Origin of the sequence: Pseudomonas fluorescens (genome assembly GCF_003732425.1) — a bacterium.
GTDB lineage: Bacteria > Pseudomonadota > Gammaproteobacteria > Pseudomonadales > Pseudomonadaceae > Aquipseudomonas > Aquipseudomonas fluorescens_BE.
In genome coordinates this window covers 651,204-674,735 of sequence record NZ_MOBX01000014.1, presented here as the reverse complement: position 1 = coordinate 674,735, position 23,532 = coordinate 651,204, and the positions used below count along the sequence as shown (strand labels likewise).

Annotated in this window: 21 protein-coding genes; 6 read left to right on the top strand and 15 right to left on the bottom strand. The window is 60.6% G+C overall.

Annotated features, from left to right (window positions below):
- Window positions 1–23 precede the first annotated feature (23 nt).
- Entirely contained in the window at window positions 24–1,283 is a 1,260-nt protein-coding gene (locus BK670_RS20240; RefSeq protein WP_123452309.1) for an OprD family porin, read from the top strand.
- Between the two features lie 268 nt (window positions 1,284–1,551).
- Window positions 1,552–2,355 (top strand): methyltransferase domain-containing protein, encoded by an 804-nt coding sequence (locus BK670_RS20235; protein WP_123452307.1) that lies wholly within the window; start codon window positions 1,552–1,554, stop codon window positions 2,353–2,355.
- A gap of 95 nt (window positions 2,356–2,450) precedes the next feature.
- On the opposite strand, the gene pcaC is transcribed toward BK670_RS20235, so the two are convergent.
- The 11 genes from pcaC to pcaR all read right to left on the bottom strand — a co-directional run bounded on the left by pcaC (window position 2,451) and on the right by pcaR (window position 13,539).
- Window positions 2,451–2,843: a 4-carboxymuconolactone decarboxylase gene (gene pcaC, locus BK670_RS20230; protein WP_007957838.1), complete on the bottom strand. Its 393-nt coding sequence runs from the start codon at window positions 2,841–2,843 to the stop codon at window positions 2,451–2,453.
- 13 nt (window positions 2,844–2,856) lie between these two features.
- On the bottom strand, window positions 2,857–3,645 hold the full coding sequence (gene pcaD / locus BK670_RS20225) for a 3-oxoadipate enol-lactonase (RefSeq protein ID WP_123452305.1): 789 nt from the start codon (window positions 3,643–3,645) through the stop codon (window positions 2,857–2,859).
- Between the two features lie 12 nt (window positions 3,646–3,657).
- Window positions 3,658–5,022, bottom strand: coding sequence for a 3-carboxy-cis,cis-muconate cycloisomerase (locus BK670_RS20220; protein WP_123452303.1), 1,365 nt, complete (start codon window positions 5,020–5,022; stop codon window positions 3,658–3,660).
- Between the two features lie 46 nt (window positions 5,023–5,068).
- Window positions 5,069–6,367 (bottom strand): MFS family transporter, encoded by a 1,299-nt coding sequence (locus BK670_RS20215; RefSeq protein ID WP_123452301.1) that lies wholly within the window; start codon window positions 6,365–6,367, stop codon window positions 5,069–5,071.
- Window positions 6,368–6,646: 279 nt separating this feature from the next.
- On the bottom strand, window positions 6,647–7,213 hold the full coding sequence (pcaG, locus tag BK670_RS20210; protein WP_123452299.1) for a protocatechuate 3,4-dioxygenase subunit alpha: 567 nt from the start codon (window positions 7,211–7,213) through the stop codon (window positions 6,647–6,649).
- A gap of 1 nt (window position 7,214) precedes the next feature.
- Entirely contained in the window at window positions 7,215–7,919 is a 705-nt protein-coding gene (gene pcaH / locus BK670_RS20205) for a protocatechuate 3,4-dioxygenase subunit beta (protein ID WP_123452297.1), read from the bottom strand.
- A 36-nt stretch (window positions 7,920–7,955) separates the two neighbouring features.
- Window positions 7,956–9,161: a 3-oxoadipyl-CoA thiolase gene (gene pcaF / locus BK670_RS20200; protein WP_185036801.1), complete on the bottom strand. Its 1,206-nt coding sequence runs from the start codon at window positions 9,159–9,161 to the stop codon at window positions 7,956–7,958.
- Window positions 9,158–9,937 carry a CoA-transferase subunit beta gene (locus BK670_RS20195; RefSeq protein ID WP_123452294.1) on the bottom strand — a complete coding sequence of 260 codons (780 nt, stop codon included), beginning with the start codon at window positions 9,935–9,937 and terminating at the stop codon, window positions 9,158–9,160. Before BK670_RS20195 ends, pcaF begins: the two co-directional genes overlap by 4 nt.
- Window positions 9,937–10,794, bottom strand: coding sequence for a CoA transferase subunit A (locus BK670_RS20190; RefSeq protein WP_041070518.1), 858 nt, complete (start codon window positions 10,792–10,794; stop codon window positions 9,937–9,939). Before BK670_RS20190 ends, BK670_RS20195 begins: the two co-directional genes overlap by 1 nt.
- A 262-nt stretch (window positions 10,795–11,056) precedes the next feature.
- Window positions 11,057–12,403 (bottom strand): 4-hydroxybenzoate transporter PcaK, encoded by a 1,347-nt coding sequence (pcaK, locus tag BK670_RS20185; protein WP_123452293.1) that lies wholly within the window; start codon window positions 12,401–12,403, stop codon window positions 11,057–11,059.
- 293 nt (window positions 12,404–12,696) lie between these two features.
- Window positions 12,697–13,539, bottom strand: coding sequence for a pca regulon transcriptional regulator PcaR (gene pcaR, locus BK670_RS20180; RefSeq protein ID WP_007917109.1), 843 nt, complete (start codon window positions 13,537–13,539; stop codon window positions 12,697–12,699).
- Between the two features lie 649 nt (window positions 13,540–14,188).
- Here pcaR and BK670_RS20175 point away from each other — a divergent pair.
- On the top strand, window positions 14,189–14,389 hold the full coding sequence (locus BK670_RS20175; RefSeq protein ID WP_008080067.1) for a hypothetical protein: 201 nt from the start codon (window positions 14,189–14,191) through the stop codon (window positions 14,387–14,389).
- Window positions 14,390–14,762: 373 nt separating this feature from the next.
- Window positions 14,763–16,238 carry an inorganic phosphate transporter gene (locus BK670_RS20170; protein ID WP_123452292.1) on the top strand — a complete coding sequence of 492 codons (1,476 nt, stop codon included), beginning with the start codon at window positions 14,763–14,765 and terminating at the stop codon, window positions 16,236–16,238.
- Between the two features lie 1,102 nt (window positions 16,239–17,340).
- Here BK670_RS20170 and ccoM read toward each other — a convergent pair.
- The 3 genes from ccoM to BK670_RS20165 form a co-directional block, all read right to left on the bottom strand.
- Window positions 17,341–17,454 carry a cytochrome c oxidase subunit CcoM gene (ccoM, locus tag BK670_RS30085; protein ID WP_003222396.1) on the bottom strand — a complete coding sequence of 38 codons (114 nt, stop codon included), beginning with the start codon at window positions 17,452–17,454 and terminating at the stop codon, window positions 17,341–17,343.
- Window positions 17,455–17,601: 147 nt separating this feature from the next.
- Complete coding sequence (locus BK670_RS29660; RefSeq protein WP_185036800.1) at window positions 17,602–17,763, bottom strand: hypothetical protein; 162 nt, start codon at window positions 17,761–17,763, stop codon at window positions 17,602–17,604.
- Between the two features lie 116 nt (window positions 17,764–17,879).
- On the bottom strand, window positions 17,880–18,221 hold the full coding sequence (locus BK670_RS20165) for a hypothetical protein (protein WP_003222394.1): 342 nt from the start codon (window positions 18,219–18,221) through the stop codon (window positions 17,880–17,882).
- Between the two features lie 241 nt (window positions 18,222–18,462).
- Here BK670_RS20165 and rapA point away from each other — a divergent pair, with 241 nt between their 5' ends.
- Complete coding sequence (gene rapA / locus BK670_RS20160; protein ID WP_123452291.1) at window positions 18,463–21,309, top strand: RNA polymerase-associated protein RapA; 2,847 nt, start codon at window positions 18,463–18,465, stop codon at window positions 21,307–21,309.
- 169 nt (window positions 21,310–21,478) lie between these two features.
- On the opposite strand, the gene BK670_RS20155 is transcribed toward rapA, so the two are convergent.
- Window positions 21,479–22,828, bottom strand: a complete 1,350-nt coding sequence (locus BK670_RS20155; protein ID WP_123452290.1) for a spinster family MFS transporter — start codon at window positions 22,826–22,828, stop codon at window positions 21,479–21,481.
- A gap of 301 nt (window positions 22,829–23,129) precedes the next feature.
- Between BK670_RS20155 and BK670_RS20150 the strand changes: the two genes are divergently transcribed.
- Window positions 23,130–23,498 carry a YkgJ family cysteine cluster protein gene (locus tag BK670_RS20150; protein ID WP_123452289.1) on the top strand — a complete coding sequence of 123 codons (369 nt, stop codon included), beginning with the start codon at window positions 23,130–23,132 and terminating at the stop codon, window positions 23,496–23,498.
- Window positions 23,499–23,532: the final 34 nt, after the last annotated feature.

Genomic DNA, 23,532 nt, shown 5'->3' with positions numbered 1-23,532 from the left:
AAAAACAAGAGAGACCCGAGCCCATGACAACCTCCCCTGCGCCTTACGCGTTTCCCGGTCTGATCGCCCTCGCTCTGGCCAGTGCCGCTTTGCCCGCTGTGGCCGAAGAAGCCGGTTTCGTCGAAGGCGCCAAGGTCAACCTCAACCTGCGCAACTTCTACATCAACCGCAACTTCACCAACCCGACCAAAGCTCAGGGCAAGGCTGAAGAATGGACGCAGAGCTTCATCCTCGACGCCAAGTCCGGCTTCACCCAGGGCACCGTCGGCTTCGGCATGGACGTGCTGGGGCTGTATTCGGTGAAGCTCGATGGCGGTAAAGGCACCGGCGGCACGGCGTTACTGCCGCTGGATCACGACGGCCGCCCGGCGGACAACTTCGGCCGCACCAACGTCGCCTTCAAGGCCAAGCTTTCCCAGACCGAAGTGAAGGTCGGCGAATGGATGCCAGTGTTGCCGATCCTGCGTTCGGACGATGGCCGCTCGCTGCCGCAAACCTTTCGCGGCGGGCAGATCACGTCCAAAGAAATTGACGGCCTGACCCTCTACGGCGGCCAGTTCCGCGCCAACAGCCCGCGCGACGACAGCAGCATGAGTGACATGTCGATGAACGGCAAAGCGGCGTTCACCTCTGATCGCTTCAACTTCCAGGGTGGTGAATACGTTTTCAACGAAAAACGCACACAAATCGGCCTGTGGAACGCCGAACTCAAGGACATCTACAGCCAGCAATACGTCAACCTGATCCACAGCCAGCCGCTGGGCGACTGGACCCTCGGCGCCAACCTCGGGTTCTTCTACGGCAAGGACGACGGCAGCGCCCGCGCCGGAGACCTCGATAACAAAACCTGGTCCGGGATGTTTTCGGCCCGATACGGCGGCAACACCTTTTACGTCGGCCTGCAGAAACTCACCGGCGACAGTGCATGGATGCGCGTCAACGGCACCAGCGGCGGCACCCTGGCCAACGACAGCTACAACGCCAGCTACGACAATGCGCAGGAACGCTCCTGGCAAGTGCGCCATGACTACAACTTCGTGGCGCTGGGCATCCCCGGCCTGACCCTGATGAACCGCTATATCAGCGGCGACAACGTGCACACCGGGACGATCACCGACGGCAAGGAATGGGGCCGCGAATCGGAACTCGGCTACACCGTGCAGAGCGGCGCGCTTAAGGATTTGAACGTCAAATGGCGCAACTCGACCATACGTCGCGACTTCAGCAACAACGAGTTCGACGAGAACCGCTTGATCGTCAGTTACCCGATCAGCCTGCTCTAATCACCGATCCAACCCTGTAGGCGCTGCCGAAGGCTGCGATCTTTTGATCTTGTTTTTAAGATCAACAGATCGCAGCCTGCGGCAGCTTCTACATTGGCGTTTTGCCATTTGTCGGGACAAGTCGCACTTTGCCGGCCGGCAGGTAAAGTGACAAAACCTGAAGGACTCAGGTGCTTAACCCTTCCCGCTTCCGTCGTCGTAGTCGGTCCTCAAGCTGTGAGCCAGGTTGTCATCGGAAGACACCATCGATCACTGGAGGACCACCTCAATGATCTCTCGTCTTGCAACACACGACTGGGACGCCAAGGCGTACCAGCAGTTTTCCCGTCTCAGGAAACAACCGGTCAATGAATTGCTCGACCGTGTTGACCTGCCGAACCCGCAACGCATTTACGACCTCGGCTGCGGCACCGGCATTGCCACGCAATTGTTGGCCAAACGCTGGCCGCGCGCGCAGTTGCAGGGCGTCGACAGCTCCGCACAGATGCTTGAGGAAGCGCGCAGCCTGCCGATCCGGGCGCAGTGGAAACGTTGCGATCTGCTCGATTGGCAACCGGAGCAGCCGGCGGACCTGCTGCTCGCGGCCGCCGTGCTGCACTTTATCGAGGGCCATGAAACGCTGCTGCCGCAGCTGCTGGGCTATCTCAATCCCGGCGGTTGTCTGGCGGCGCACATGCCGGACTGGTGCGATGCGCTGTGGTATCGGCTGATGCTCGACACCCTCGAAAACGCCGGCCCCGGTGGCACGCCAATGGGCACACCTGAGCTGCGCCAGCGCATGGCAGCGCGGCCGTTGTTGGCACTGGAGGATTACTACCGTTTGCTCGCGCCGCTGACCTCGTCGCTGGATATCTGGGAGACCGAGCAGTTGCAGGTGGTCGACGGCAAATCACCGGTGTATGACTGGGTGAAGGTCTCGGCGCTGCGGCCGGTGATGCAGGCGCTGAGTCCAGCGGAACAGACGCGGTTTATCTATCACTACCTGATGCGGCTGCATAAGCATTATCCGCAGGAGGGCGATGGGCGTACGTTGTTTGCGTTCAAGCGGATATTCATTGTCGCCACGGTTTGAAGAGCAAAAGATCGCAGCCTTCGGCAGCTCCTACAGGGGAACGCATTCCAAATGTAGGAGCTGCCGAAGGCTGCGATCTTTTTCGGTTTCAACCGTCAATCCCGGGATTCGACTCCTAGCTCGTCCCACACCGACTCGGCCAGATGAAACGTCGCATTCGCCGCCGGAATCCCGCAGTAAATCGCGCTCTGCATGATCACTTCCTTGATCTCGCCCCGGCTCACGCCGTTATTGGCCGCCGCGCGCAGGTGCAGTTTCAGCTCGCCTTCACGGTTCATGCCGATCAGCATGGCGATGGTGATCAGGCTGCGCGTGTGCCGCGGTAAGCCCGGACGCGTCCAGATATCGCCCCAGGCATGCCGGGTGATCATTTCCTGAAACTCCGAGTTGAACTCGGTCAGCGTGGTCAGGCTGCGATCGACATGCGCATCACCGAGCACCGCGCGGCGCACTTGCATGCCGTCGTCGTAACGTTGTTTCTCGTCCACGAAAATCCCCTTATCAAGCGTTCAGAAACGCCAGAACACGATCACTGAAATCTGCGCCAGCCTGCACGTTGGACAGATGCGCCGCATAGAACTCGGCGTATTCGGCGCCGCGTACATGTTCCTGAATGAAGTGCCCACCCGATGGCGGCGTCACCGCATCTTCAGTACCGGCAATCACCAACAACGGCACGTTGATCGACGCCAGTTGCTCGCGGAAATCGGCATCACGCACCGCTGCGCAGTTGGCCGCATAACCTTCAGGCGAAGTGGCGGCGAGCATGTCGGTAATCTGCTTGGCTGCCGCCGGATGCGCCGCCGAAAAGTCCGGAGTAAACCACCGCGCAATCGACGCGTCACGCAGGGCTACCATCGCTGCGGCACCGTCGCGCAGCACGGTTTCGATGCGTGGATTCCACACCGACGGATCACCGATTTTCGCCGCGGTATTGCAGACGATCAGCTTGTTCAGGCGATGCCCGGCGTTGATCCCCAGCCACTGGCCGATCAGGCCACCCATCGACAGCCCACAAAAATGCGCGCGCTCGATGTGTAGCGCATCCAGCAAGCCGAGCACGTCATGACCCAGTTGCTCGATGCTGTAAGGCCCCGGCGTCACCAGCGATTGGCCATGGCCACGGGTGTCGAAACGCAGCACACGAAAATGCTCGGTAAACGCCGGCATCTGCGCATCCCACATATGCAGGTCGGTGCCCAGCGAGTTGGACAGCACCAGCACCGGTGCATCGACCGGGCCTTCTATTTGATAGTGCAGTTCGCCATCGGCGAGTTGAACGAAAGCCACAGCCCTCTCCTTTCAGACAGACAATGTGTTGTGTTCGGCCACCGCGCGCTCGACCCAGGTTTTCGCCTGACCGAGGTAATGGGCGGGGTTCAGAAGATGATCCAGTTCGGCATTGCTCAGCTCAGCAGTGACCTGCGGTTCGTCACCGAGTACGGCGCGCAAATGGCGCTGCTCGGCCACTGCGCGTTTGCAGCATTGCTCGAGCAGGTGATGCGCGGCGTCGCGGCCGACACGCTGGGCGAGGACGATGCTGACGGCTTCGGCCAGCACCAGCCCCTGCGTCAATTCGAGGTTGCGGCCCATGCGTTCGGCATCGACTTCCAGGCCGTCGGCCAGCAAGCGCGCCTGTTGCAGCGAACCGGAAACGAGGCAGCAAATCTCCGGCAGGGTTTCCCATTCGGCGTGCCACAGACCGAGGCTGCGCTCGTGCTCCTGGGGCATGGCACTGAACAACGTCGAGACCAGACCTGGCACCCGCGTCGCTGCGCCGATCAACACCGCTGCGCCCACCGGATTGCGCTTGTGCGGCATGGTCGACGAACCGCCCTTGCCCGGTGCCGATGGCTCAAACACCTCAGCCGCTTCGGTCTGCATCAACAGGCTGATGTCGCGGCCGAATTTGCCGAGACCGCCGGCGATCAAACCCAGCACCGCGCCGAACTCGACCACGCGATCACGCTGGGTGTGCCACGGTTGTTCCGGCAAGGTCAGTTGCAGTTCTTCAGCCAGCGCCTCAGCGATCGGCAAGGCCTGCTCGCCCAGCGCGGCGAGGGTTCCGGACGCGCCGCCAAATTGCAGCACCAGCAGACGCGGCTTGAGTTCGCGCAAGCGTTGACGGCTGCGCGTCACAGCGCCCAGCCATCCGGCGATTTTCATGCCGAGGGTCACCGGCGTCGCGTGTTGCAGCCAGGTGCGCCCGGCCAACGGCGTCGCCGCATGGCGTTGCGCTTGGGTCGCGAGGGAATCAGCGAGTTGCGCGAGATCGTTCTCGATCAACACCAGCGCCTGACGCAATTGCAGCACCAGCCCGGAATCCATCACGTCCTGACTGGTCGCGCCCAAATGCACGTAACGTTCGGCTTCAGCGTCGCTGGCAGCAATCTGCTTGCCCAATGCCTTGACCAGCGGAATCGCCGAATTGCCGGCCGTGGCAATCGCCTCGCCCAGCGCTGCGAAGTCATACAGACCGGCGTTGCACGCCGCCGCAATCGGAGCCACGGCAGGCGCCGGAATCAAGCCGACCCGCGCCTCGGCCCGGGCCAGCGCTGCTTCGAAGTCGAGCATGGCTTGCACGCGGCCCTGATCGCAGAACACTTCGCGCATATCGCGGGCAGTGAAGTAGGCATCGAACAATTGATTGCCCGGTCGCTGAGTCATAAACAGTCCTTGCCGGCGCGGGCCATCACGGCCCGCGCGCTTCGGGTTAGAGATCGTGGTGCAAATACGCCGCCTGTTTCGGCAGGCGCAGGCTGAACAGGAACGCGATCGCCATCATCGCCGTCACGTACCAATAGAAGGAGTTTTCCATGCCGATGTTTTTCAGGCTCAGGGCGACGAATTCCGCCGAACCGCCGAAGATCGCGTTCGCCACCGCGTAGGCCAGACCGACACCGAGGGCACGGACTTCCGGCGGGAACATTTCGGCTTTTACCAGGCCACTGATCGAGGTGTAGAAACTGACAATCGCCAGCGCTACGGTGATCAATACAAACGCGAGGAACGGGCTGCTGACGCTTTTCAGGCTCAACAGAATCGGCACGGTGAACAGCGTACCGAGCGCGCCGAACCAGAGCATCGAATTACGTCGACCGATCTTGTCAGCAAGCATGCCGAACAGCGGCTGCATGCACATATACAGGAACAGCGCCCCGGTCATGATGTAGCTGGCAGTCTTGGCGTGCATGCCGGCGGTGTTCACCAGGTACTTCTGCATGTAGGTGGTGAACGTGTAGAAAATCAGCGAACCGCCAGCGGTGTAACCGAGCACGGTAATGAACGCGGCTTTGTGATCGCGGAACAGTGCGCTAATGCTGCCGGCGTCTTTGTGTTCGCGGGTTTCCTTGTTGGTGGTTTCTTTTAGGCTTCGACGCAGGAACAGCGAAATCAGCGCGGCGATCGCACCGACCACGAACGGAATCCGCCAGCCGTAGGCGCGCAGGTCTTCTTCAGTGAGGAATTGCTGCAGCACTACCACCAGCGACACGGCCAGCAGTTGCCCGCCAATCAACGTCACGTACTGGAACGAGGCGAAAAATCCGCGCTGGCCCTTGAGGGCGACTTCGCTCATGTAGGTGGCGGTGGTGCCGTACTCACCGCCGACCGACAGGCCTTGCAGCAAGCGGGCGAACAACAGCAGGACTGGCGCCCAGACGCCGATGTCCTTGTACGTTGGCAGGCAAGCAATCAGCAGAGAGCCAAAGCACATCATCAGAATCGAGATGAGCATCGAATTCTTGCGCCCGTGCTTGTCGGCGACCCGGCCGAAAATCCAGCCGCCAATCGGGCGCATCAGGAAGCCCGCTGCGAACACGCCGGCGGTGTTGACCAGTTGCACTGTCGGGTTGTCAGAGGGGAAAAACGCCGGGGCGAAATAGATCGCACAAAAGGCATAGACGTAGAAGTCGAACCATTCGACGAGGTTGCCGGACGAGGCGCCGACAATGGCGAAGATACGCTTGCTGCGCTCTTCACCGGTGTAATGGGAGGCAGTGGTGGTTGTCATTGTTTTTCACTCGATAGGGACAGTGAGAGTCTAGACATACTTTGCAACAGTCCCGTTCCACAGATACATCGTCAAGGGCACAACACGACACTGTGGCGAGGGAGCTTGCTCCCGCCGGCTTGCGCAGCAAGCCCCAATCCGGCGAACGCGGTCGAACTGGATGACCGCGTTATCCGCTGTTACGACTGCTGCGCAGCCGAGCGGGAGCAAGCTCCCTCGCCACATAAAGATCAATAGCGGCGCCATGTAGGAGCTGCCGCAGGCTGCGATCTTTTGCTTTTAATAATCGAAGAACACCGTCTCTGCATCAGTCCCCTGCAGAATCACATTCCACTGGTAACCACCCGAGGCGTCCTGCTTGGCCAGCAACGTGCTGCGGCGTTCAGCCGGCACGCATTCGAGCAACGGATCATCAACGTTGGCTGGCTCGCCTTCAAAGTAAATCCGCGTCAGCAAGTGCTTCACCAAGCCGCGGGCAAACACCAGCACCACCAGATGCGGCGCCTGGGTCGAGCCCTTCAGGCCTTCGACGGTGCCCGGTTTGATCGTGGTGAAACGAAAGCGCCCTTCCGCATCCACCGGCACCCGGCCGAAGCCTTCGAAATGCGGATCGAGCGGTTTGTCCTGCTCGTCTTCCGGGTGATCGTATTTGCCGGCGGCGTTGGCCTGCCAGACTTCAAGCATGGCGTCGTTGACGACATCGCCATTGCCATCCAGCACCTGCCCGGTGATTGCCACGCGCTCGCCGAGGGTTTGCTCGACGGTGAGGTTTTCGCGGTTCAGCCAGGTCAGGCCGATGTGGTAATACGGCCCGACGGTGTGGGACGTGGTCGCAGTCAGCGTCATCTTATTTCTCCATCGGCGTGGCTTCACGGCCGCGCAGCACGATGTCCCAGCGATAACCGAGGGCGTAGGACGGAATGGTTTTTTCCAGATCGAAACTGGCGATCAGGCGTTCCTTGGCCGAGGTGTCCGGCACACAGTTGTAGATCGGGTCATACGCCAGCAGCGGATCGCCCGGGAAATACATTTGCGTGACCAGTCGGGTGAGGATGCTCGGCCCGAACAGCGAAAAATGGATGTGCGCCGGGCGCCAGGCGTTGTGGTGGTTACCCCATGGATAAGCGCCGGGCTTGATGGTCTGGAACTGATACCAGCCATCGGCGTCGGTCACGGTGCGGCCGGTGCCGGTAAAGTTCGGGTCCAGCGGCGCGTCGTGCAGATCGCGCTTGTGGTTGTAGCGACCGGCGGCGTTGGCCTGCCAGATCTCCACCAGAATCCCTGGCACCGGCAGACCGTTTTCGTCGAGCACGCGGCCGTGAATTATGATGCGCTCACCCAGCGGTTCGCCGCTGTGCTGTGCGGTCAGGTCGTTATCGCTATCGCCCACGCGTTCGGCGCCGATGGTCGGCCCGGTGATTTCCGACAGCGAATGCGGCAGAAACACCAGTGGCTTGGACGGCGAGCGCAGGTTGGTGGATTGATACGTCGGATGCAGGTACTCAGGCTGAGTGCCTTCCTGCGGACGACGGTAACCAGGCTTGTCAGACATGTCGCTTTCCTCTGTTCTTTTTCGTCACGGCTTGCGTCAGACGCGTTCAATGGCCAGGGCCAGACCTTGGCCGACACCGACGCACATGGTCGCCAGACCTTTCTTGCCGCCGGTCTTTTCCAGCTGATGCAGCGCGGTCAGCACCAGTCGTGCACCGCTCATGCCCAACGGGTGACCGAGGGCAATCGCGCCGCCATTCGGGTTGACCTGCGCGGCGTCGTCGGCCAGACCCAGTTCACGCAACACCGCCAAACCCTGGCTGGCAAACGCTTCGTTGAGTTCGATCACATCGAAATCGCTGACCGCGACGCCCAGGCGCTCGATCAGTTTACGCACCGCCGGCACCGGGCCGATGCCCATCACGCGCGGCGCCACACCGGCGCTGGCCATGCCGAGCACTTTGGCGCGGGCGGTCAGACCATGCTTTTTCACCGCTTCGGCGGACGCGAGAATCAGCGCGGCGGCACCGTCGTTGACCCCGGAAGCATTGCCGGCGGTGACGGTTTTGTCCGCACCGTTGACCGGTTTCAATTTGGTCAACGCTTCAATCGTGGTGTCAGCGCGCGGATGTTCGTCCTGGCTGACCACGGTTTCGCCCTTCTTGTGGGCAATCCGCACTTCGACGATTTCTTCAGCGAAGTAGCCGGCAGCCTGCGCGGCGGCGGTACGTTGCTGACTGCGCAGGGCGAACGCGTCCTGATCGGCGCGCGACACTTTATAGTCGTCGGCGACGTTGTCGGCGGTCTGCGGCATCGCGTCGACGCCATATTGCGCCTTCATCAACGGGTTGATGAAGCGCCAGCCGATGGTGGTGTCTTCCAGTTTCATGTTGCGCGAAAACGCTGCATCAGCCTTGCCCATCACGAACGGCGCGCGGGACATCGACTCGACGCCGCCGGCAATCGCCAGCTCCATCTCGCCGCTGGCAATCGCGCGGAACGCGGTGCCGATGGCGTCCATGCCCGAAGCGCAGAGACGGTTGAGGGTCACGCCCGGTACGGTTTCCGGCAGACCGGCCAGCAGCAGCGCCATGCGCGCGACGTTGCGGTTGTCTTCACCGGCCTGGTTGGCGCAGCCGAGGAACACTTCGTCGATGGCGTTCCAGTCGACCGATGGATTGCGCTCCATCAGGGCCTTGATCGGCACCGCGGCCAAGTCATCGGCACGCACGGCGGACAAACCGCCACCGAAGCGGCCGATGGGCGTGCGAATCGCGTCGCAGATATAAACGTCACGCATCATGCTTCTCCCGGTGCCTGGCCGTGGGCGGCGGCGGTGCGCGCTTCAAGATCGCGCAGCGCGGTCAGTTCGACGTCGGTCGGTTCAGCGCTGGTTTCAACATGCTCGGCAAAACGAATCGCCCAACCGGTAGCCGCGACCACTTGCTCGCGGGTTACGCCCGGGTGCAGTGCGGTGACCACGAATTCGTGGGTGCCCTCTTCCGGCTCCATGATGCACAGGTCGGTGATGATCCCGACCGGCCCGGCGCCCGGCAGGCCCAGACGTTTGCGTGAATCGCCGCCCTCGCCGTGGCCGACCGAGGTGATGAAATCGAGCTTGTCGACAAACGAGCGCGCCGACTGTTTAAGGATGATCAACACGCTTTTTGCCGAACCGGCAATTTCCGGCGCGCCACCGGCACCCGGCAGACGCACTTTCGGCGAGAAGTAATCGCCGACCACGGTGGTGTTGATGTTGCCGAAACGGTCGACCTGCGCAGCGCCAAGAAAACCGACGTCGATGCGTCCGCCCTGCAACCAATAGCGAAAAATCTCACCGGTCGGTACGACGGTGTCAGCAGTTTCTGCCAGCTCGCCGTCACCGATCGACAGCGGCAGCACACTTGGCTTGGCGCCAATCGGACCCGATTCGTAGATCAGCACCACGTCCGGCGAAGAAGTCAGACGCGCGAGGTTGGCAGCTTTCGACGGCAGGCCGATGCCGACGAAGCACACCGAGCCGTTCTTCAGGCGACGGGCCGCAGCGACGGTCATCATTTCATTGGTGGTGTAAGTCATTACTTGGCCTCCGAAGCAGCGGCCAACTTGGCCTGGAACGCACTGAAGTCAGCGCAGCCATGGATGTATTCGTTGATCCACGCGGTGAAGGTCTCACGGTCGCGGGCGATCGGATCCCACGCCTGATAGAAACGATTGTCACGCTCGGTGTAACCGTGGGCGTAGGACGGGTGCGCGCCGCCGGGTACGTGGCAGACTGCGCTCAAGGCCCAGGTCGGCAGCACGCAGGCATTCATCGGCGCGTTGAGGTTGTCGACGATTTCTTCAACCGTGACGATGCAGCGCTTGGCCGCCAGTGCCGCTTCTTTCTGCACGCCGAGAATGCCCCACAGCAGGACGTTGCCTTGACGGTCGGCTTTCTGTGCGTGGATCACGGTCACGTCCGGGCGCACCGACGGCACTGCCGCCAACACTTCACCGGTGAATGGGCAGGTCACGGACTTGATCAGCGGATTGACCTTCGGCAGGTCGGAGCCGGCGTAGGCGCGCAGCACCGCGAACGGCAGGCCGGAGGCGCCAGCGACGTAGGCGTTGGCCAGGTCGGCGTGGCTGTGCTCTTCGATTTCCAGCGCATGCGGCCATTGTTTCTCGACCGCGTCACGCAGGCGGTGCAGCGAACCCACACCCGGGTTGCCGCCCCAGGAGAAAATCAGTTTGCGTGCGCAACCGGCGCCGATCAGTTGGTCGTAGATCAGGTCAGGCGTCATCCGCACCAGTGTCAGATCTTTCTTGCCCTGACGAATGATTTCATGACCCGCTGCCGTAGGGATCAGGTGAGTGAAGCCTTCGAGTGCGACGGTGTCACCGTCGTTGACGAATTGCTTCACCGCGTCGTGCAGCGAAAGGATCTCAGCCATGGAGCGGGCTCCTGTTTTTGTAATGGATCGCCAGTGATAAAAAGGCGCGAGGTTCAGCGCCGGAGTCACTGCAGATTAAGCCTGGGAAAATCGCCAAACAATCCGATAATCGACTGAGTGTTCGTTTATCGAACAGATTGTTGTCAACCTATCGTTCTGTGTTGCCGGCAAAAGATCGCAGCCTGCGGCAGCTCCTACAAGCTGACGCATTCCCATGCAGGAGCTGCCGAAGGCTGCGATCTTTTCGCTTTACATCGGGATATCAGGTGGCATCCGCATGACTGACCATGCCTTTGATCACCACCGCCGTGGTCGCCAATGCCGCCGGAATCACCAACGCCGTCAGCACCTGCTCGAAATTCCAGCCCAGGCCCAACAAAGTTGCGCCCATCCACGCGCCGAGAATCGCGCCGAAGCGGCCGATGCCCAGCATCCACGAGACCCCGGTCGCCCGCCCCTGAGTCGGATAAAACCGCGCCGCCAACGACGGCATCGCCGATTGCGCGCCGTTGACGCACATCCCCGCCACCAGCACCAAAGTCGCCAGCAAGGTGATGTTGCCCAGACTCTGCCCCACCGCGTAGGCAAACACCCCGGCCAGCAGGTAGAACGTGCCGATGACCTTGTGCGGATTGAAGCGGTCCATCGCCCATCCGACAGCGACCGCGCTCAACACCCCGCCGAACTGGAACAGCGCGCCGATAAACGCGGCTTGCTCCATGCTTGCGCCGCTATCGCGCATCAGCGTCGGCAACCAACTGGTCAGCAGATAAACAATCACCAGGCCCATGAAGTAGGTCAGCCACAGCAGCAAAGTGCCGGTGCTGTAAGTGCCGGAAAAGATCACCGCGAACACATTGCGCGCCTTGACGGTTTGCTGTTCCGGTACGCTGAAGCTCGAGGCCTGAGCGACGGTGACCGGGTCAATCGGTGCCAGGGTTTTGCGAATCTTGTCGGTGCCACGATTGCGCACCACCAGATAGCGCGCCGACTCCGGCAGCCAGAACAGCAGCACCACGGCGAGGATCAACGGCAGGATCCCGCCGATCAGCAGCAGGCTATGCCAGCCGAACGCCGGAATCAGTTTGGCGGAAATAAACCCGCCACCGGCCATGCCGAGGTTGAAACCGCAGAACATGCTGGTCACCAGCAGCGACTTCTTGCGCTCCGGGGTGTATTCCGAGAGCAGTGTGGTGGCGTTCGGCATCCCCGCGCCCAGTCCGAGACCGGTCAGGAAGCGCAGCACCAGCAGCTGTTCAACGTTGGAGCTGTACGCCGACGCCAGACTGAAAGCACCGAACAGGACGACGGCGCCAACGAGGACAACTTTACGTCCGAAGCGGTCAGCCAATGGGCCGGAGCCCAATGCACCGAAGACCATGCCGATCAGCGCGGCACTCATCACCGGGCCGAGGCTGGCGCGGTCGATGCCCCAGTCCTGCGACAACGCCGGGGCAATAAAGCCCATCGCGGCAGTGTCGAGGCCATCGAGGAAGACAATCAGGAAACACAGAATCACCACGCGCCACTGATAACGCGAGATCGGTTGGGCATTGATGAAGGTCTGCACGTCGAGGCATTGACCTACAGCGGACTGAGGCTGGTTCATTATTTTTATTCCACGCAAAAAACGCAGTCGAACGGCGGCCGGCCAGTGAGCGGCACGGTCACAAGAATAGAAGATCTGGATCAGGCGTTGCGGTCAATCCGGCAACAGCGGAGGAGGCGGAGACAGTCGGGGAGCATGCGCATGGTGAGTTGCCTCTTGTCATTATTATCGGAGTCGACAGTCCGGCGGGCTCATTCACATCAGCGCCGGATGACGCTGCCGCGACATTAATGATCCGAGGGTTTTAGCGTCAATTCGATAAACGCAACACTGTGCGTTTATCGAACACTTCATCAGGCAAACAACTGCGCACTGAGGTCGCGACTGGCGCTGAGCAGGCCCGGCAGGAAGCGCTGTTCCAGTTCGGTACGGCTGACGCGACCGGCGTGGGTGCTGACGTTGAGCGCCGCGACGACTTGGCCGGAGGCATCGTAGACCGGCACGGCAATCGACCGCAGGCCTTGTTCCAGTTCCTGATCGACGATGCACCAGCCCTGTTGCCGCACTTCCTGCAGGCATTCGAGCAAAGCGTCGGGGGTGTGGATCGTGCGGCTGGTCTTGGCGACCAGTTCGGCGTGATCGAGGTATTCCCGCAGCGACGTGTCGTCCAGTGCCGCCAGCAAAATCCGCCCCATCGACGTGCAATACGCTGGCAAGCGACCACCCACTGACAGGTCAACCGAGATCAGTCGCTGGGTGGTCGCCGAGCGTGCGATGTAGAGAATGTCGTCACCCTCAAGCGTGGCCATGTTGCAGGCTTCGTGCAGTTGCTCGCTCATGCGGTCGAGATACGGCTGGGCGGACACCGCCAACGGCGTCGACGACAGATAGGCGTGGCCAAGGGTCAGCACTTTGGGCAGCAAGGAATAAGTGCGACCGTCCGTGGTGGCGTAGCCGAGTTTGATCAGCGTATGCAGGCACCGACGCACCGCGGCGCGGGGAATTTCCGTGCGGTGGCTGATCTGGGCGATGGTCAGATGGCGCTTGCGCTCCTGAAATGCCTGCACCACCGCCAGTCCCCGGGCCAGTGAAGTCATGAAGTCCGGATCACCGGTCAGCGCCTGGATGCGTTTGGCCGGCGAGGCAACGATCGGCGGCGCCACGGAGGTGAAGGAGTTGCGCATTTGATCGTTCATTTATTGTCCTTTTATCCGGCTCGGATCAATGGGCTATACAAGCGGCTTGCCGAAAAATGCACAAGCGTCGGGCTGCAAGATTGGGCGATTATCGAACCGTCGACCGATAATCGCAATCAGCTGTGCCGGTTGCCTCAAACCTTTTGCGGGGCTCGCTCAACTTCGACCGTTATCTGAATCATCATTAGTTGTCCGACTAAATGGCGCCAAAAACAGATCACCCGGCCAATAATGGCCAACACGCACTTCAACTAGTAACAAAAGTTGCGAGTCACAAAACAATCACACATCCGGAACCGTTTTTAACTTGGCAAAGATAGTCATTCCTGAATCGACCGCTATAATGCACCTCAGTGGCACCTCGTTTTTAATCGCCGAGGCCACAACCCGCTGCGGCGATGTCCATCGCCAACAGCCCGGCCAGCGCCCGACGCGCATCACTCATGCAACGCCTGCGCTCGCTGAAACAGGAAACTGATGCTGCGTCAGTTTTTATCTGGTGCCGTAGCCGCCTGTAACACGGAAGTCTTGATCGCCCCACCGTTTACACCAATGCCTGTCCGGGCGTTGAACTCGCGGTGGCTCGGTTCAATCGATTCGTTGCAGTGCGTTTCACCAGACACTTAACTCAACTCATACAGGTAGCACTGTGACGAAAGACGAACTGCGCGCGGAACTTGAGCGCCAGGAACAACGTTACAAGGAAGTTTACGGCGGGGAAGTCACCACCTATGCCGCTCAGCCCGAACCGGAACGCAAAGCATGGCGTAAACGCCCTACCGTTCAGGATCAGGTCTTCAAGCAAGAAATCGAAAAGATCGAAAAGGAACTCAAAGCCGAAGAGCCTTGAGCGACGTTTTCTGGACTTTCTGAAGGTTTGCGTCCACACCGGTTACAAGCGCGGTGGAACGACGATGCCTTGCGCGCCCGCTACCCGCGGGCAGCGGCCATCACCGGTCTGGCTGACTGAGGACGGGCGTCCTACAGGTTTCACAGATATTTCAGACAAGCGTTTGAGACCTCTCCACGTCGATCAAATCGCCTGCAAAACAAGCTATTTTCCAATTAAATCAAGGACTTGAAAAACCACGCACAACGCTGGGTTTTCATGCGCTGCAACAAATTAATTCGAAGAAGTGTGTAACCGATGAGCAGGTAGGGGATCGATTTCCAGTCTTTTCTGGCATAATCGCGCCCCCTTACGACCGGGTCAGAAAACCTTCATGATCGATTTATTCAGCGGACTGGATGCTTGGGTGCTTGTGAGCCTCTTGCTCGCCCTGACGTTTGTCCTCGCCTTCGAGTTCATCAATGGATTTCATGACACCGCTAACGCGGTAGCCACTGTTATCTACACCAAAGCCATGCCGCCCCACCTGGCGGTGTTCTTTTCCGGTGTGTTCAATTTCCTCGGCGTGCTGCTGGGCGGCGTTGGCGTGGCGTATGCCATCGTCCATCTGCTGCCGGTTGAACTGCTGATCAATGTGAACACCGGCCATGGCCTGGCGATGGTGTTCTCGTTGCTCGCCGCGGCAATCGCCTGGAACCTGGGCACCTGGTACTTCGGTATCCCGGCTTCCAGCTCGCACACCCTGATCGGCTCGATCCTCGGTGTCGGCCTGGCCAACGCCCTGATCAACGACATTCCGTTGGCCGACGGCGTGAACTGGCAGAAAGCGATCGACATCGGCGCCTCGCTGGTGTTCTCGCCAATGGCCGGCTTCCTGATTGCCGCGCTGATCCTGATCGGCCTGAAGTGGTGGCGTCCGCTGTCGAAGATGCACAAGACACCGGAACAGCGCCGCAAGATCGACGACAAGAAGCATCCACCGTTCTGGAACCGTCTGGTCCTGGTGATCTCGGCCATGGCCGTGAGCTTCGTGCACGGTTCCAACGATGGCCAGAAAGGCATCGGCCTGATCATGCTGGTGTTGATCGGTATCGTCCCCGCGCAGTTCGTCCTCGACCTGAACAGCACCACGTACCAGATCGAACGCACTCGCGATGCGACCCTGCACCTGAGCCAGTTCTACCAGCGCAACGCCGATTCGCTGGGTGAATTCCTGGCCCTGGGCAAAAGCGTGGAAGGCGACCTGCCGGAGAAATTCCGCTGCAACCCGCAGCAGACCGAACCGACCATCAGCGCCCTGCTGCACACGCTTAAAGGCGTAGCGGACTACCATTCGCTGTCGTCCGACAGCCGTATCGAAGTGCGTCGCTACCTGCTCTGCCTGGACGACACCGCGAAGAAGGTTGGCAAGCTGCCTGGCCTGGAAGCCCGTGAAAAGGCTGACCTCGACAAGCTGCGCAAAGACCTGACCACCACCACCGAATACGCCCCGTTCTGGGTGATTCTGGCGGTCGCCCTGGCCCTTGGCCTCGGCACCATGGTCGGCTGGAAACGCGTAGTGCTGACCATCGGCGAGAAGATCGGCAAGCAAGGCATGACCTATTCCCAGGGCATGTCGGCGCAGATCACTACTGCCAGTTTGATCGGCATGGCCAATATCTTCAGCCTGCCGGTGTCGACCACTCACGTTCTGTCTTCGGGCGTGGCTGGCACCATGGTCGCCAACAAGAGCGGCCTGCAGGGTGGCACGGTTCGCACCATTCTGTTGGCGTGGGTGTTGACCCTGCCGGCGACGGTGGCGCTGTCGGCTGGGTTGTTCTGGCTGGCGTCGAAGGCGCTGGCTAGTTGATAGTTAGCGGCACATGAGAAAGGCGCGATTCGAGAGGATCGCGCCTTTTTTGTTTTTGGTTTTTTGGGATTGGGGGCATATCCGTTGCTGCGGGTGTTGCTGATCAGGGTTCCGCCCTTACGGCGGGTCACTTTTTCCAGACGCCGAAAAAGTAACCAAAAAGGCTTGCCCCGGCGTACGGCACTTCGCTGAGGCTCAGTGTTCCCTCGCTACGGTGTCCATCCGGGGGCATCGCCTACGGTTTGCTTCGCTGCACCTCCTCTCGATGTATGCGGCTACGCCGCACGGCGCTACGCGCCTACCCCCGGATGAACACCTTCGCTCGGCCTGCCGATGGGGCAAAAGATCAAAAACCAAAGCAAGATCAAAAGCCAGATCAAAAGTCCCTCACCCTAGCCCTCTCCCAGAGGGAGAGGGGACTGACCGAGGTGTTTTCGAGAAATACGCCGACGTGCGATACCGAGTTGAACTCAGGCCCTAAAAAGCAAACAAATCGGGCCCTCACCCTCTCGGAGAGAGAGGGGACTGATCAAGGTGTTTGGGGGAGATACGCCGACGTGCAATACCGCATTGAACTCAGTTCTTGAAAAGCCCACTAATCGGCCCACTCTCCCACGGAAGAGGGCTGGGGTAAGAGGCAAACCCACCACAAATCCAAAGCCGACCACGCCCCGCTCCTCACCACTCAACAGGATGAGCGTTAGCTCGGCTGCGGCTTTTGATCTGTAAAGCGACGTCGGAAGGCTGAGTGGAGGGATTGATCCGGGGGTGGGAGCGCAGCGACCGTACGACGCAGTCGTACACAGCGGAAGGAGGTGCAGCGAAGCAAACCGGAGCCGCTGCGCCCGGATCGATCCCGGAGCGAAGGAACCCCGAGCCTCAGCGAGCGGGCCGCACGTAGGAGCAAGCCTTTTTGGTTACTTTTTCGGCGTCTGGAAAAAGTGACCCGCCGTAAGGGCGGAACCCTAAGCCGCCGTTACCGCAGCAACGGATATTCACAAAAAACACCCACAGCATGGTCGGCCCAAAGGCCGCCAAGGCAAAAAAAAGGGGCAACCGAAGTCGCCCCAAAATGCCTTGCGTGCTCATCAATCCAGAAGAATCACTTCTTGCGCTTATTCGCATCCTTCCAGATAAAAAATCCAAACCCTGCAAAAAACAGAACCATCAGCCCTACAGTCAGGACCCCGGCAAACACCACGTTATCGAAAAACATGACTGGCCTCCCGGGCCTCTGCTCTGCTGCGATGGAACCTAAGTTACCAAACACACAGGCGCACAAATTGACCGGGATCAATACCAGCAACAAAGGGGAGTAAAGGAGGGAAATTAAATGACCTGCATCAACGGATGCAGGCAGAGATCAACGCTTTTTCGGCTTGTTTTTCGACTTTTTCTTGGTTTTTCCCAACGGCATCGCCTGTTCGAACGCCTGGCGCACTTCATTCAGGCGCTTCTCGTTGAGATCATGCACGCGCTTGGCGCGTTCAGTGCTGAGGTCAATCAGTTTGTCGTCTTGGCTCATGGCGTCAGTACATCACTTGAAAGAATCACAACTGCCACATCACCGGCAGGACTGCGCCAATAATGCAGCCTCAGCCGCGCGCTGACCAGCCGGCAAGCCCCGCGCGGTACAACGCCTCAGATCTCGATATCGACCCACAAGCCCTGACGCGGCTGATCTTCCATCAGCGGCACCACCGGCACGGTATTGTCGGCATTCAGTTCGGTGCCAGGCACGGCGAGGTGTTCTTCCGGGTCTTCGTCGGCTTCGCGACGGCGCCGGTCACGCTCCTGTTGGCGACGCTGTTCTTCGCGCGCCAGCAGGCGATCCTCTTCCGGATCACGTTTTTGCAGATCGATCGTGCTTTCGTTGGAGCTTTCCTGCACCGGCACCACCGGAGGAATGTCCGGCCGCTGGCGGATCGGATCCTGCTGGGAAGTGATCGGCACAGCGCTCAGGGGGAGCATCGGTGGCAACATATAAAGGGTCTCCTGTCGGCAGGCTATCGGCTGCGGCAAAGGCGCCTTGAGCCATCCGTCGTAAATCTGTGACCTGGTTAGCACTCACAGGTGCCCTGCACAGGAAGAAAACAGACGCATGACGCTTTTCGTTTCAGCTTGCAGCTCGCGGCTAAAAGCTCGCCGCTGCTCCTAATCCTTTGGCCCTGAAGCCTGCATTCCGTTAAGATAGCCCGCTTTTTCAAGGTGGGAGTCAGGCAGCATGGCGCAGCAGTATCAACCGGGGCAACGCTGGATCAGTGACAGCGAAGCAGAGCTTGGTTTAGGCACCGTTCTGGCACAGGACGGCCGCTTGTTGACCGTGCTTTACCCGGCCACTGGCGAAACCCGCCAGTACGCGCTACGGAATGCGCCCCTGACCCGCGTGCGGTTTTCGCCGGGTGACAGCATTACCCACTTCGAAGGCTGGAAGATGACCGTGCAGCAAGTCGATGATGTCGACGGGCTGATGGTCTATCACGGTCTCAACGGGCAGAACGAAGCCGTCACGCTGCCGGAAACCCAGCTGTCGAACTTCATCCAGTTCCGTCTGGCCAGCGACCGTCTGTTCGCCGGGCAGATCGACCCGTTGGCGTGGTTCTCGCTGCGTTACAACACCCTCGAACACACCAGCCGCCAGTTGCAATCGTCGCTCTGGGGCCTGGGTGGCGTTCGCGCTCAGCCGATCGCGCACCAATTGCACATCGCTCGCGAAGTCGCCGACCGTATCGCGCCGCGCGTTCTGCTGGCGGACGAAGTAGGTCTGGGTAAAACCATCGAAGCCGGTCTGGTGATCCATCGCCAACTGCTCTCGGGCCGCGCCAACCGCGTGTTGATCCTCGTCCCGGAAAACCTCCAGCACCAGTGGCTGGTCGAAATGCGCCGCCGCTTCAACCTGCAAGTTGCGCTGTTCGACGAAGAACGCTTCATCGAAAGCGATGCCACCAACCCGTTCGAAGACACCCAACTGGCGCTGGTTGCGCTGGAGTGGCTGGTCGACGACGAGAAGGCCCAGGACGCACTGTTCGCCGCCGGTTGGGATTTGCTGGTGGTCGACGAAGCGCACCACCTGGTCTGGCACGAAGAAAAAGCCAGCCCGGAATACTCGCTGGTCGAGCAACTCGCCGAAGTCATCCCGGGCGTGCTGCTGCTCACCGCCACCCCGGAGCAACTCGGTCAGGACAGCCACTTCGCCCGTCTGCGCCTGCTCGATCCGAACCGTTTCCATGACCTGGCCGCGTTCCGCGCCGAGAGCGATAACTATCGCCCGGTGGCTGAAGCCGTGCAGGAACTGCTCGACAAGGGCCGTCTCTCGGCCGAAGCGCACAAGACCATTCACGGTTTCCTCGGCAACGAAGGCGAAGCCCTGCTGACCGCGGTCAACGATGGCGACACCGAAGCCAGCGCGCGCCTGGTGCGTGAACTGCTCGATCGCCACGGCACCGGCCGCGTGCTGTTCCGTAACACCCGCGCAGCGGTGCAGGGTTTCCCGGAGCGCAAACTGCACCCGTACCCGCTGCCATGCCCGGACGAATACCTCGAACTGCCGCTGGGCGAACACGCCGAGCTGTACCCGGAAGTCAGCTTCCAGGCGCAGCCGGACGCCAGCGAAGAAGAGCGCTGGTGGAAATTCGACCCACGCGTCGAGTGGCTGATCGATCAGCTGAAAATGCTCAAGCGCACCAAAGTACTGGTGATCTGCGCCCACGCCGAGACCGCGATGGACCTGGAAGACGCCCTGCGCGTGCGCTCCGGCATCCCGGCCACGGTGTTCCATGAAGGCATGAACATCCTTGAGCGTGACCGCGCTGCCGCCTACTTCGCCGATGAAGAGTTCGGCGCGCAAGTGCTGATCTGCTCGGAAATCGGCAGTGAAGGTCGCAACTTCCAGTTCGCTCACCATCTGGTGCTGTTCGATCTGCCGTCGCACCCGGACCTGCTTGAGCAGCGCATCGGTCGTCTCGACCGGATCGGCCAGAAACACATTATCGAACTGCACGTGCCGTACCTGGAAACCAGCCCGCAAGAGCGTCTGTTCCAGTGGTACCACGAAGCGCTGAACGCGTTCCTCAACACCTGCCCGACCGGCAACGCCTTGCAGCACCAGTTCGGCCCGCGCCTGCTGCCGCTGCTCGAAGAAGCCGACGACAGCGAGTGGCAAGCGCTGATCGACGAAGCGCGCACCGAGCGCGAGCGTCTGGAAGCCGAACTGCACACTGGCCGCGATCGTCTGCTGGAGCTGAACTCCGGTGGTTCGGGCGAAGGCGATCAGTTGGTCGAGGACATCCTTGAGCAAGACGACCAGTTCGCGCTGCCGATCTACATGGAAACCCTGTTCGACGCGTTCGGCATCGACAGCGAAGACCATTCGGAAAATGCCCTGATCCTCAAGCCGAGCGAAAAAATGCTCGACGCCAGTTTCCCGCTGGGCGACGACGAAGGCGTGACCATCACCTACGACCGCAACCAGGCGCTGTCGCGCGAAGACATGCAGTTCATCACCTGGGAACACCCGATGGTGCAGGGCGGCATGGATCTGGTGCTGTCTGGCTCGATGGGCAACACCGCCGTCGCGCTGATCAAGAACAAGGCGTTGAAGCCGGGCACCGTGCTGCTGGAACTGCTCTACGTCAGCGAAGTGGTCGCACCGCGCTCGCTGCAACTGGGCCGCTACCTGCCGCCGGCCGCCCTGCGCTGCCTGCTCGACGCCAACGGCAACGACCTGTCGCCACGGGTTTCCTTTGAAACGCTGAACGATCAGCTGGAAAGCGTGCCGCGTGCCAGCGCCAACAAGTTCATCCAGGCCCAGCGCGATCAGCTGACGCCACGGATCAACGCCGGTGAAGACAAGATCGCCCCGCGTCACGCCGAGCGCGTGGCCGAGGCCCGTCGCCGTCTGGCGGCCGACACCGACGAAGAACTGGCGCGCCTGACCGCGTTGCAAGCGGTCAACCCGACCGTGCGTGACAGCGAACTGGATGCGCTGCGCACGCAACGTGAGCAGGGTCTGGCGATGCTGGACAAAGCGGCGTTGCGCCTGGAAGCGATTCGGGTGTTGGTGGCGGGCTAAACCGCCCTGCTCCACCGCTAAAAACGAAAGGCCCGCAGCGATGCGGGCCTTTTTTTGCCTGCTATTTATCCGGTGATGCTAATGGCCCTTTCGCGAGCAGGCTCGCTCCCACAGGGACCGAGTTCACAACGCAGATCCAATGTGGGAGCGAGCCTGCTCGCGAAGGCAATCATGCCGTCGCCGCCGCAACCTCTGGCTCAACCACAGCAACCAACCCCTCCTTCATCCGCTGCGCATCCCGCACAAAACACCGCGCCGCCAGAAACAGAAACACCATGGTCAAAAACAGCGCCACCGGAATCAGGTACATCGCATCATGCAGCCCGACTGCCTTGAACGCCTCGGTCATCTGCTCCGCCCCCGCCGACAGCATCGCGGTATGCGCAAAATGATCCGACAGACCACCGACCACCACCGGCCCCAGACCGCCGCCGAGCAAATACAACCCGGCAAAGAACAACGCCATCGCCGTCGCCCGCAGGCGTGGTTCGACCACGTCCTGAATCGCCGTATAAACGCAGGTGTAGAAGTTGTAGGCAAACAGCCAACCCACACTGAACACTGCGACAAACACGCCAATCTCGATCCGCCCGGCGTGCAACGCCCACGCCGTGCACAGGGTCGAGATAATCAGGCTGAACGCTGCAAACAACAGCCGGCCATTGGCCACGCGCTGGTGAATCTTGTCGGCAATCCAGCCGCCCAGGGTCAACCCGACCAGTCCGGTCACGCCGACAATCACCCCGGTCGCGACCGCCGCTTCCTGCAACGGCATGAGGAAATAGCGCTGCAGCATCGGCACCAGAAACGAGTTACAGGCATACGTCGCGAAGTTGAAGCACAACCCGGCCATCACCAGCCACAGAAAAGTCGGCACCGCGAGAATCCGCCGGATCGGCTTGTCGACTTTCTCCTGCGAGACCTGCACGGTCTCCGCCGCACCACGCTTCGGCTCTTTGATGAAGAACATGAAGATCGCCAGGAACAGCCCCGGCACCGCCGCAATAAAGAACGGCGCACGCCAGCTATCGAACGCCTTGACCATCGCGCCGATGGTGAAGAACGCCAGCAACAGCCCTAATGGCAAACCGAGCATGAAAATGCCCATCGCCCGCGCCCGACGATGGGCCGGAAACAGGTCACCAATCAACGAGTTGGCCGCCGGCGCATAACTGGCTTCACCGATGCCGATGCCCATGCGCACGATCAGAAAGCTCCAGAAACTGCCGACCAGGCCGTTGACCGCCGTCAGCGCACTCCACGTCGCCAGCCCCCAGCCCATCAATTTGCTGCGCGAACCGGTGTCAGCCATGCGCCCCAGCGGCAGGCCGGCAATCGCGTAAACAATGGTGAATGCGGTGCCGACGATGCCCAGTTGAAAATCACTGAGGTGCCATTCCATGCGAATCGGTTCGATGATGATCGCCGGAATGGTGCGGTCGAAGAAGTTGAACAGGTTGGCCAGGAACAGCAGGAACAGAATGCGCCAGGCATTCGCCGCTTGGGTCGAGTTCTGCATGGGTCCGTCTCTTTATTGTTATAGGGCTTCACTGCCACCGCATCCGAGCCCGGAACCTGCAATCTAGTCAGCGCGGACAGACCTGTCTGTGATCATTCGTCTGCCTGATATCGGGCCATGGCACTGTAACGAAACGTAAGCCCTTGATAAGCCTGCAATCCCCCGAAAACCGGGGCTTTTGCGGCAAAATCCTGGCACAAAAAAATACTTTCGCGCCCCCCTTCCCAAGTCTGTGGCAAAGCCTAGAATGGCCGCCGGATCCGTCCGGATCTCCCGATCAATCCCTTTGATACCCTCGCCCATGTCCGAAGTCAGTCCGTGTCTGAATTGCGGTGCCTGCTGTTCCCATTTTCGCGTGTCTTTCTTTTGGGGTGAGTGTTCCTCCTCCGGCGGTACGGTGCCTGATGAACTGGTCACACAAATTACGCCGAGCCGGGTGGCCATGATCGGCACTGACCGCAAACCACCGCGCTGCACCTCGTTGGCCGGTGAAGTTGGCAGCACCGTGCAATGCACCATTTATGACAAACGCTCCAGCACTTGCCGTGAGTTCGAGGCCTCCTGGGAGAACGGCGAGCAGAACCCCGATTGCGACAAGGCCCGCGCAGCGTATGGCCTGCCTCCCCTGCCGCCACACTGGAACGAACTCCCCCTCGAACGCAGCGCCTGACGTTAGCGCCAATCGCTATGACGCTAATGCCAAA

Excerpts from the sequence above, each read along its gene's own strand:
- BK670_RS20240 (WP_123452309.1), top strand. The coding sequence starts at position 24 with ATGACAACCTCCCCTGCGCCTTACGCGTTTCCCGGTCTGATCGCCCTC.
- BK670_RS20235 (WP_123452307.1), top strand. The coding sequence starts at position 1,552 with ATGATCTCTCGTCTTGCAACACACGACTGGGACGCCAAGGCGTACCAG.
- BK670_RS20220 (WP_123452303.1), bottom strand. The coding sequence starts at position 5,022 with ATGACTCAGCGACCGGGCAATCAATTGTTCGATGCCTACTTCACTGCC.
- BK670_RS20215 (WP_123452301.1), bottom strand. The coding sequence starts at position 6,367 with ATGACAACCACCACTGCCTCCCATTACACCGGTGAAGAGCGCAGCAAG.
- pcaG (WP_123452299.1), bottom strand. The coding sequence starts at position 7,213 with ATGACGCTGACTGCGACCACGTCCCACACCGTCGGGCCGTATTACCAC.
- pcaH (WP_123452297.1), bottom strand. The coding sequence starts at position 7,919 with ATGTCTGACAAGCCTGGTTACCGTCGTCCGCAGGAAGGCACTCAGCCT.
- pcaF (WP_185036801.1), bottom strand. The coding sequence starts at position 9,161 with ATGATGCGTGACGTTTATATCTGCGACGCGATTCGCACGCCCATCGGC.
- BK670_RS20195 (WP_123452294.1), bottom strand. The coding sequence starts at position 9,937 with ATGACTTACACCACCAATGAAATGATGACCGTCGCTGCGGCCCGTCGC.
- BK670_RS20190 (WP_041070518.1), bottom strand. The coding sequence starts at position 10,794 with ATGGCTGAGATCCTTTCGCTGCACGACGCGGTGAAGCAATTCGTCAAC.
- pcaK (WP_123452293.1), bottom strand. The coding sequence starts at position 12,403 with ATGAACCAGCCTCAGTCCGCTGTAGGTCAATGCCTCGACGTGCAGACC.
- pcaR (WP_007917109.1), bottom strand. The coding sequence starts at position 13,539 with ATGAACGATCAAATGCGCAACTCCTTCACCTCCGTGGCGCCGCCGATC.
- BK670_RS20170 (WP_123452292.1), top strand. The coding sequence starts at position 14,763 with ATGATCGATTTATTCAGCGGACTGGATGCTTGGGTGCTTGTGAGCCTC.
- ccoM (WP_003222396.1), bottom strand. The coding sequence starts at position 17,454 with ATGTTTTTCGATAACGTGGTGTTTGCCGGGGTCCTGACTGTAGGGCTG.
- BK670_RS29660 (WP_185036800.1), bottom strand. The coding sequence starts at position 17,763 with ATGAGCCAAGACGACAAACTGATTGACCTCAGCACTGAACGCGCCAAG.
- BK670_RS20165 (WP_003222394.1), bottom strand. The coding sequence starts at position 18,221 with ATGTTGCCACCGATGCTCCCCCTGAGCGCTGTGCCGATCACTTCCCAG.
- rapA (WP_123452291.1), top strand. The coding sequence starts at position 18,463 with ATGGCGCAGCAGTATCAACCGGGGCAACGCTGGATCAGTGACAGCGAA.
- BK670_RS20155 (WP_123452290.1), bottom strand. The coding sequence starts at position 22,828 with ATGCAGAACTCGACCCAAGCGGCGAATGCCTGGCGCATTCTGTTCCTG.
- BK670_RS20150 (WP_123452289.1), top strand. The coding sequence starts at position 23,130 with ATGTCCGAAGTCAGTCCGTGTCTGAATTGCGGTGCCTGCTGTTCCCAT.